Origin of the sequence: uncultured Methylobacterium sp., from assembly GCF_964251405.1 — a bacterium.
GTDB lineage: Bacteria > Pseudomonadota > Alphaproteobacteria > Rhizobiales > Beijerinckiaceae > Methylobacterium.
Genome location: NZ_CAXUJR010000002.1, coordinates 72,828 through 78,071 on the forward strand (window position 1 = coordinate 72,828; position 5,244 = coordinate 78,071).

7 protein-coding genes are annotated in these 5,244 nt (G+C 66.8%); 3 read left to right on the forward strand and 4 right to left on the reverse strand.

Going from position 1 to position 5,244, the window contains the following annotated elements:
• Nucleotides 1-134: 134 nt before the first annotated feature.
• From ACFE7U_RS01245 to ACFE7U_RS01255, 3 genes are all read right to left on the reverse strand, one after another.
• On the reverse strand, nucleotides 135-362 hold the full coding sequence (locus ACFE7U_RS01245) for a hypothetical protein (RefSeq protein ID WP_375407912.1): 228 nt from the start codon (nucleotides 360-362) through the stop codon (nucleotides 135-137).
• 43 nt (nucleotides 363-405) lie between these two features.
• Complete coding sequence (gene pth, locus ACFE7U_RS01250) at nucleotides 406-1,026, reverse strand: aminoacyl-tRNA hydrolase (protein ID WP_375407900.1); 621 nt, start codon at nucleotides 1,024-1,026, stop codon at nucleotides 406-408.
• A gap of 125 nt (nucleotides 1,027-1,151) precedes the next feature.
• Nucleotides 1,152-1,841 carry a 50S ribosomal protein L25/general stress protein Ctc gene (locus tag ACFE7U_RS01255; RefSeq protein ID WP_375407901.1) on the reverse strand — a complete coding sequence of 230 codons (690 nt, stop codon included), beginning with the start codon at nucleotides 1,839-1,841 and terminating at the stop codon, nucleotides 1,152-1,154.
• Nucleotides 1,842-2,138: 297 nt separating this feature from the next.
• On the opposite strand from ACFE7U_RS01255, the gene ACFE7U_RS01260 reads away from it, so the two are divergent.
• Together ACFE7U_RS01260 and ACFE7U_RS01265 are read left to right on the forward strand one after the other, a co-directional pair.
• Nucleotides 2,139-2,651 carry a TIGR02281 family clan AA aspartic protease gene (locus tag ACFE7U_RS01260; protein WP_375407902.1) on the forward strand — a complete coding sequence of 171 codons (513 nt, stop codon included), beginning with the start codon at nucleotides 2,139-2,141 and terminating at the stop codon, nucleotides 2,649-2,651.
• Between the two features lie 96 nt (nucleotides 2,652-2,747).
• Complete coding sequence (locus ACFE7U_RS01265) at nucleotides 2,748-4,250, forward strand: phosphomannomutase/phosphoglucomutase (RefSeq protein WP_375407903.1); 1,503 nt, start codon at nucleotides 2,748-2,750, stop codon at nucleotides 4,248-4,250.
• 19 nt (nucleotides 4,251-4,269) lie between these two features.
• Here ACFE7U_RS01265 and ACFE7U_RS01270 read toward each other — a convergent pair whose 3' ends face one another.
• Nucleotides 4,270-4,767, reverse strand: coding sequence for a pilus assembly protein N-terminal domain-containing protein (locus tag ACFE7U_RS01270; protein ID WP_375407904.1), 498 nt, complete (start codon nucleotides 4,765-4,767; stop codon nucleotides 4,270-4,272).
• 399 nt (nucleotides 4,768-5,166) lie between these two features.
• Here ACFE7U_RS01270 and ACFE7U_RS01275 point away from each other — a divergent pair.
• Nucleotides 5,167-5,244 (forward strand): Flp family type IVb pilin (locus ACFE7U_RS01275; protein WP_375407913.1); only part of this gene is annotated, 78 nt, incomplete at its 3' end.

Below are 5,244 nucleotides of genomic sequence, written 5' to 3' on the forward strand. Positions count from 1 at the left end.
TGATGATTTGAAGGTTGATGCGGGCTGCACTCGCGCTGCCGAGGGACAGAAGCCAGGATGCGGCGCGTTCGCGCTTGCCGGCTTCCCGCCTGTCACGGGCATCAATGAGCACGCTCGTGTCGACGACGACGCGTTCACTCATCGAGTTCGTCGCGAGTCGGAGCCTTCCCGTTCTCATCCGTCAGGCTCATCGACGGTCCGGCAAGGATGCGTTCGATGGCCTCACGCTGGCTCAGCGGTCTGCCGACACGCTGTTCCGAGGCCTCCGCACCGAAGCGCGACACACTCTTGCCGTCGCGCACCGCGGCGACCTGGGCGCGCTGAAGAAGCGCGTCCTCCGTGGTGAAACTGACGTTCTTCATCACGAAATTCCATCGCCGTGTATCGTGTCCTCGTGTTTTCGTGTCAATCGGGCCGTCCCTGCGCCTTGCCCACCGCCTTGACGTCGTCCCAGCCGCGCCCGGCCATGGCGAGGTGGACCTTGTTCTGGAAGGCTGCATCGTCGCCTGCCGCCATCAGGCCGGCATGGTCGGCGACGGCCCGGCACAGGTCCTCGACCCAGGGCTCCTCCGACTTGCCGAAATCGTTGAGCACGTAGGCATGGACCAGCGCCTTGTCGCCGGGATGACCGATGCCGAGGCGGACGCGCCGGTAGTCATTCCCGCATTGGGCAGTGATCGACCGCAGGCCGTTATGGCCGGCATTGCCGCCGCCGAGCTTCAACCTGAGCTTGGAGGGGGCGAGGTCGAGCTCGTCATGCAGGACGACCACGTCGGCGAGCGCGATCTTGAAGAAGCGCTGTGCCTCGGCGACCGAGCGGCCCGACTCGTTCATGAAGGTCTGCGGCTTGAGCAGGATCACCCGTTCGGGACCGAGGCTCGCCTCAGCGGCCTCGCCCTGGAACTTGCGCCGCCACGGGCCGGCCCGGTGGATGCGGGCGATCTCGTCCACCGCGAGGAAGCCGATATTGTGCCGGTTCTTCGCGTAGCGAGGGCCCGGATTGCCGAGGCCGACGATCAGGCGCATGGCCAACGTTTCCAAGTCTCGGGGTGACGTTTCGGAGGACGGCGAACGCATCAAACGAAGATGCCCCGACCTTGCGGCCGGGGCATCTTTGGGACGGGACGAGGCGGGGCGGGCAGCCCCAAGCCTCAATCCTCCTTCTTGTCGCTTTCGGCAGCCTCTTCGGCCTCGCCCTCGGCCTTCTCCTCGGCGGCTTCGGCCGACTGGGCCTCGGCGACCGCGGCCTCTTCGGCCTCGACCTCGGCACCGAGCACCGTCGGCGGCACGATGTTGGCCACCGGCGCCTCCGGCTCACCGGCGAAGGTGGCGTTGGCGGGGAGCTTGACGGCTTCGATATGGATCGTCTCGCCGATCTCGAGGCCGGTGAGATCGATCTCGATCGCGTCCGGGATCGCGTCGGCGGGCACCACGAGTGGGATCGTATGCATCACGATGTTGAGGGTGCCGCCCTTCTGCTTGATGCCGGGGGCCGCGTCCTCGTTGATGAAGTGCACGGGCACCTCGACTTCGAGGGTCTGGCCGGCGACGACGCGCAGGAAGTCGACATGCAGGGGCACGCCGCTGACCGGATCGAGCTGGAAGTCGCGCGGAATCGCGCGGGTCTTCTTGCCGCCGGCATTGATCTCGAACAGCGTAGTCTTGAACCCGCCGGCGTAGATCAGGGTGCGGGCGCGGACGAGGTCAATGGCGATGGCCTGCGGGGGCTGGCCGCCGCCGTAGACGACGGCGGGAACTTGGCCCTGGCGACGAACGGCCCGGGCGGCCCCCTTGCCGACCCGGTCGCGTGCCACGGCCTCAAGCGGCTTAACGGCGCTCATGGCGTGATCCTTGAGAAAACAGCGAAAATCTGGACGAAACGACGAAGGCCGCCCGAAACGGACGGCCCAGCACCGATCCTGATGAATGCGCCCGTGCCTCCAAGGGTGTCTGGCGGGCGCATCGCGGCCTATAGCCGCTCGGCATGCCCGGCGCAATATCGGGATCGCGCGAATGCGGCCTGCGCCGACGACGTCCGCGAAACCATGCGCGCCGATTCATGAGACGGCATGCGGACACGGCAGGATTTCGTCAACCAGCCCGCACTAGCGTCCGCCTTCGACCGCGAAGGATGCGTCATGACCCGACCGATCATCTGGGCGCTCGGTATCTCGGCGGTGGCGGCCCTGTGGGGCGTCGGCCTCGTCGACAAACTCGATCGCCGGCCCTCAGCCGCGCCAGCTGTCCTGATGGAGGCCAGCGCGCCCGCGAGTTTCGCGCCCAACACCCTGATCCTCGACGCGAATGCCCAGGGGCATTTCCACACCGAAGTGGCAATCGACGGAAATCGGCTGTCGATGATGGTCGATACGGGCGCCACCCTGTGCGCGTTCTCGCAGGAGGATGCGGAACGGGCCGGCATCCGGGTCTACGAGCGCGACTTCACGGCACGGACCCAGACGGCCAACGGCATCGTCATGGTGGCGCCGGTGCGCATTCCGGTCATCCGCATCGGGACGATCAGCGTGCGCGACGTCGAGGCGGTGGTGGTGCCGCGTGGGCGCCTCGCCACCAGTCTCCTCGGCATGTCCTTTCTGCGCCGCCTCGGCGACGTCAGCATGACGCGCGGCCGCCTAACCCTTCGGGGCTGACGCATCCGCGTCCCCTGACCCTCAGGCTGACTTTCCCTCAACAGGTGGGTCCGCTATGGCGCGTGAAGCCGGAACAATCGCCACGAAGGGTTTGCCATGTTTCCCAAGCCGCATGGATCTCTTGTCCCCAACACGTTCGCGTTCGAGCAGCTCCCGCTGGTGAAGCCGACCGGGTTTCGCGAGTACGACGCGCGCTGGCTGTTTCCGGGCGAGATCAACCTGATGGGGGTGCAGGCGCTGGGGCTCGGGATCGGCACCCTCGTCCACGAGATGGGGGTACGCCCCGACATCGTCACCGGCCACGACTTCCGCAGCTACTCCTCGGCGATCAAGCTCGCGCTCATCGCCGGCATGCAGGCGGCCGGGCTTCGGGTGAAGGATGTCGGGCTCGCGCTCTCGCCGATGGCGTATTTCGGCCAGTTCGCCCTCGACTGCCCCTGCGTGGCGATGGTCACCGCCTCACACAACGACAATGGCTGGACCGGCGTCAAGATGGGCGCCAACCGCCCGATGACGTTCGGACCCGAGGAGATGGGACGCTTGCGCGAGATCGTCCTAGGCGGCACCTACCAGTATCGCGACGGCGGCGCCTACGAGTTCGTGGAAGGCTTCGCGCAGACCTACCTCGCCGACCTCAAGAGCCGGGCAAAACCGATCTCGCGGCCGCTCAAGGTGGTGGCCGCCTGCGGCAACGGCACGGCCGGCGCCTTCGCGCCGCAACTCCTGGCAGCCCTCGGCGTCGAGGTCATCCCCCTCGACGTCGAGCCTGATTACACCTTCCCGCGCTACAACCCCAACCCCGAGGACATGGCGATGCTGCACGCCATCGCCGCCAAGGTGAAGGAGACGGGCGCCGATGTCGGGCTCGGCTTCGACGGCGACGGCGACCGCTGCGGTGTCGTCGACGACGAGGGCGAGGAGATCTTCGCCGACAAGATCGGGGTCATGCTCGCCCGCGACCTCTCGAAGCTGCATCCGGGCGCGACCTTCGTGGTCGACGTGAAGTCGACCGGCCTCTATCTCACCGACCCCGAGTTGCAGGCCCGGGCCGTGAAGACCGACTACTGGAAGACGGGGCATTCCTACATCAAGCGTCGCGTCAACGAGCTTGGTGCCCTGGCGGGCTTCGAGAAGTCGGGGCACTTCTTCTTCAACGAGCCGATCGGACGGGGCTACGACGACGGCCTCCTGACGGCAATCGCGGTGATCGAGATGCTCGACCGCAATCCGGACCGCTCGATGGCCGACCTGTACCGGGCGCTGCCCAAGACCTGGGGCTCTCCGACGATGTCGCCCCATTGCGACGACGAGGCCAAGTACGGGGTCGTCGAGCGGGTGACGCAGCGGTTCCGAGCGATACACGAGGCCGGCGAGGCGATCGCGGGCGCGCGCATCACCGACCTCGTGACGGTCAACGGCGTGCGCATCACCACCGAGGACGGGACCTGGGGTCTGGTGCGGGCCTCCTCGAACAAGCCCGAGCTCGTCGTGGTGATCGAGAGCCCGGCTTCGGAGGCCCGGCTGCACGCTATGTTCCACGCCGTCGACGCCGTCCTGCGCGAGAACCCGCAGGTCGGAGCCTACAACCAGACCATCTGAACGAGACGGTTTCGGTGGCCTATTTGGCCGCGCCGCCGCTGGTCGCGAGGCTGCGGCGGGCGTCCGCCTGGCCGCTGACCTCGCCAAAGTACTTCGTCGAATCGCCGAGCTGTACCGAGGGCTGGCAGTTCGGGGTGCAGGAGTACGATTCGCGATCAAGTCCGCGCTGGACCATCACCACGGACGCCTGCGGCGCCTGCACGCTGATGGTGGATTCCGCGAGCATCTCGCCGGCGCCGTCGAGGGCGATCAGGTTTGTGGCCCCGAAGCTCTTGCCGGTCAGGATGAGGATCCCGTTCTTCTGGAGCGACACGTCTGCGATGATCGGATTGCCGACGATGACAGTACGCGTCTTCTCGGGCAGCCGCATCACCTTCGCGTTGTCCACGGTGACGGCGATCACGGGAGGAACCGCCTCGGCCGCACGCGCTCCGGCCGATGCCGAGAGGGCGAGCGCTCCGGCCAGGACGAGGACCGCGCGAGCATTGCGGCGAATGGTGGTTGGCCGGTCGGACATGGGAACACGACTCGCGCGTCTGGAGGCGATGATCGGCCGAAGATGCCGGCAGCCCGTCCATCCGGCCGTCGGACCGAGGGCACCCTCGGACCTAGGCCATCGGATCACGGCGCGCGCCTAGGAAGCGATAGAATGGTGAACGAACCGCTAAGGGCTGGTCGCGGAAAGCCATCGGCCAGAGCCGATCGACGCGCGTCCCTTGGCCGACGATCGCTCACCTACGGGCCAAGCCCGTTAAGCGCGACTTTACCACGCGAACATCCTTGCCGGACAGGGACCGTTTCGCGCACCGATTTAACCTAATCGCAATGCGCCGCTGGCACTCTGGATCTGTCACCGAATGAGCCGCGACGGTCTTCGAGGACGCCTCGCAGATCGTCAATCAAAGGAACCCGAACAATGGCCAGCCTCTTCAACCGCTTCGTCGCCGACGAGTCCGGCGCCACCGCCATCGAATACGGTCTCATCGCTTCGCTG